The 3,591-nt window shown below is 51.6% G+C and carries 3 protein-coding genes; all 3 read left to right on the top strand.

Going from position 1 to position 3,591, the window contains the following annotated elements:
- Window positions 1-201, top strand: a 201-nt coding sequence (locus tag BR04_RS17480) for a hypothetical protein (RefSeq protein ID WP_496357311.1), incomplete at its 5' end; no start/stop codon positions are given.
- 125 nt (window positions 202-326) lie between these two features.
- On the top strand, window positions 327-1,913 hold the full coding sequence (locus BR04_RS17475; RefSeq protein ID WP_496357310.1) for an AAA family ATPase: 1,587 nt from the start codon (window positions 327-329) through the stop codon (window positions 1,911-1,913).
- A 111-nt stretch (window positions 1,914-2,024) separates the two neighbouring features.
- Complete coding sequence (locus BR04_RS17470; RefSeq protein ID WP_496357309.1) at window positions 2,025-3,317, top strand: formylglycine-generating enzyme family protein; 1,293 nt, start codon at window positions 2,025-2,027, stop codon at window positions 3,315-3,317.
- The last annotated feature ends 274 nt before the right edge of the window (window positions 3,318-3,591 follow it).

Raw genomic sequence — 3,591 nt, 5'->3', positions numbered from 1 at the left:
AAGGGTTCTGCCAACCAGCGCGCCCTGGCCCTGACGGATCGCTACCATGCCTTTCTTTCCCTTTATTCCGATACCGAGGCCCGCCATGTGGAACTGCATATAGATAGGGATGCGGATTTTCTTGTGGGGGTGCCCAGCCCCCGCCAGCTTAACTGGTGGCAGGGGCGCAGCGGAGAGCCGCCCCACCCTTCGGAGCGGTGACAGGAAGCAAGGATGCCATCGTCTGTCATTCGACCATAGCCATTTTGTTTTTTTGTAGAAGCGGCTTCCAGTCGCTTTGAATAAGTTGAACAGTAGAAAATACTTAAAAGAACAGGGATATCCTTATGCGTAAAAAACTCAGTACATCCGTTTATACTTTTCGGACAATCATTGAAGAAAACGGAATGTATGTTGATAAGACAAGAGATATTTTCCGCATGGTCAGCAGGATGGATGGTCAGTTTTTTCTGTCCCGGCCCAGGCGATTCGGTAAATCCCTTACCCTCTCCACACTGGAATCCGTGTTCCGGGGGGAAAAGGAGCTGTTCAAAGGACTGTATATCTTTGATCAGCCCTATGACTGGAAGGTCTATCCCCTTATCCGGTTGGTCATGAACAAGGTGAGTGCTTCTTCCTGTGCGGAGTTTGAGGAAAATCTGGCCATGGAGCTGGACTGGCTGGCAGAAAAAGAAGGCCTTCGTCTCAGGGCCGAGCGGCCTGCTGCAAAATTCAGAGAACTCATTCAGATTTTAAGTGCTGGCTCTGATAAAGTGGTGATCCTCATTGACGAGTACGACAAGCCCATTCTGGATAATATTCTGGACAAGGCTGAAGTGCTGAAAATCCGCACCCTCCTGAAGCAGTTTTACGGCATGATCAAGGCCATGGAGGAACACATCCGCTTTTCCTTTATCACCGGCGTGAGCAAGTTTACCCATGTCTCCATTTTTTCGGATCTGAACCACCTCGATGACATCACCATGATGCCAGACTATGCCACCCTCTGCGGCTTTACCCAGGAAGAGTGCGAAGGGTATTTTTCGGAATGGATAGAGGAGAATGCCATCAAAAACGGCATGGACAGAAACGTTTATCTGGAAAAGCTGAGAAAAACCTATAACGGCCTGCGTTTCAGTGAAAAGCCCGTGTCCGTCTATAATCCCGTTTCCTTTATCAAGGCCATGGATCAGGGCAATTTCAGGCACCATTGGTTTGAGACCGGAACCCCTACCTTTCTTTTGAAACTTCTCAAAGAGGAAGAGGAAAAGAGAGAAGGCGCAAAAAAACCTGCCCCCGGTGTGAAGGATCTGGACGGTATGCGGCTCATGGCCGATTCCTTTTCAAGCTATGAAATAGAATGCCTGAAGGTGGAACCGCTTTTGTTTCAGACCGGATACCTCACCATTCTGGATTATGATCCGGAAAGTGAGCTTTACACCCTTGGCTATCCCAATGACGAGGTGCGCTTTGCCTTTGTCAAAAAACTCTCCGGGTATTTTACACCCGTCCCCGAAGCTCAGGTGCCGAGCCTTCTGGATGAACTTGTTCAGGCCTTGAAGGCCCATGACCTTGAAGAGGTTTTTGAGATCCTGAATGTGTTTTATGCACGGGTGGATTACAGCATCCGGCTCAAACACGAAAAATACTATCAGACCATCTTCTATATTCTCTTCACCCTTCTGGGCTATCGCATCCGTGTGGAAGAAAATACAAACAAGGGCCGCATGGATGCTGTGGTGGAAACCGAAGACCGCATTTATATTTTTGAGTTCAAGCTGAACATGGATGCCGAAGCCGCCATGAAGCAGATCAAAGAGAGGGCGTATTTCCAAAAATATCTGAGAACTTCCAAGGCCCTCACCCTTGTTGGCGTGGCCTTTAACCCGGATACGGGCGAGATCGGGGAGTGGAAGGTGGAAGACAGACCCTGATTTTCTTCCCTCCCTTTGGGAGAAGGGGCTGGGTTAGGATAAAAATCAATACTATCAGGTGTCTTAAAACAAGACCCCTGTTTTGTGTACATTGTTCAAAGGAGCTTTTTCATGGAAGAAACAACCTGCCCGGTCTGTGGGCTGAAACAAAGTGAAGAATCCAAAAACTGCCCCGCCTGCGGGTGGGATTTTCCCCTTTTTCTTGGAAACCGGGAGGAAGACATCGCAGATGCGGCGCTTTCCCTTCTGGATGAAGCGCGAAGCAAATGGGCGGAGAAGTGGGTGAACCGGGATGAAGCCCCGGATTTTGCGAGAGACCCCTTTGAGTTCGAGGAAGAGCGTGTGGCCCGGCTGGAGGGTGCGATCTGGAAGGCGGGCCGTGCGGTTCTGGTGAAGGAGGGCTATGAGATTAAAACCGGCAGGTTTCCCATGGCCTGGAAGGAAGTTTCGGACTGGGCCAAAGAAATTCTCTTGGGCCTTTGTCCGGTTCTGAATCTGGATCGGGACGCAGCCCGGAGCCTTTACGCCTCAGCAGAAGATTTTCCCATGGGTCTTCGCCTTGGCGTAAAGGGAGACAAGGTGCGTCCGGTTTCCTGCCACCTGTGGTCTGCGTCGGGGGTTCTGGAGGCGGCTTTGGAAAAGGCCCCGGCATCTTCAGGGCATCAAGGAGAAAAGAGGGCTGAAAAGACCTTGAAGAACCGCCTGGGTATGACCTTTGTGAGGATTCCTGCGGGTGAGTTCTGGATGGGCTCTCCAGAGAATGAGCCGGGGCGGTTTGGTAATGAAAAACGGCACCGGGTAAAGATTTCCAAAGATTTTTACATGATGACCACCCCGGTGACCCAGGGGCAGTGGGAGGCGGTGATGGGCAGCAATCCTTCCTATTTTAAAGACTGTGGCAAAGACTGCCCTGTGGAGAAGGTTTCCTGGAATGATGTTCAGGAATTCATAAAAAAGCTTAATGCCATGGATAAGACCCTTAGTGTGCGTCTTCCTACAGAAGCGGAATGGGAATACGCCTGCCGTGCGGGGACAGATACGCCTTTTTCCTTTGGCAACTGCCTTTCCACAGATGATGCCAACTATGATGGCAATTATCCAATGCCTGGCTGCCCCAAGGGAACTGATCGGCAAAAAACCGTAAAAGTGGCTTCCTTTAAACCCAACGCCTGGGGGCTGTATGACATGCACGGCAATGTGTGGGAGTGGGTTCAGGATGTGTACAGGGAAGATTATGAAAATCTGCCCGGAACCGATCCCATATATGCGGCAGGCAGCGGCAGCCGCGTCCTTCGGGGCGGCGGCTGGCTCGACGGCGCCAGGGGCTGTCGTTCGGCCCTTCGCTTCAGGTACGGGGCCGGCCGTCGCTACGACTTCCTGGGGTTCCGCCTTGCAGGATCTTAACCTTTTGTTTTTTTTAGTTTTTTACCTTTTGTAGCGTTTTTTTCCTTTTTCTTTTTGCGGCCGCAAGGCCGCCTCAAGCGGCGCGTGTTCTGGGGCGTGGCCGGGTTTTTTGGCCATACGCCCCAGAACACGCGCCGCCGTGCGGTCAACCCGTCATGCCTGGCGCAGGTGATTCTGTGCCAGCGCTTCATCAGGTTCTGGAAGAGGGAGCCGCTTTGATGACAGAAAACCCCCTTGTTCTTTATGCCTTAAAGGAAGGCACCCGCAGCCTTGG

Source organism: Desulfobotulus sapovorans DSM 2055 (assembly GCF_059569355.1).
The sequence above is the reverse complement of the archived record's forward strand: the minus strand, read 5'-3'. Positions and strand labels throughout refer to the sequence as shown.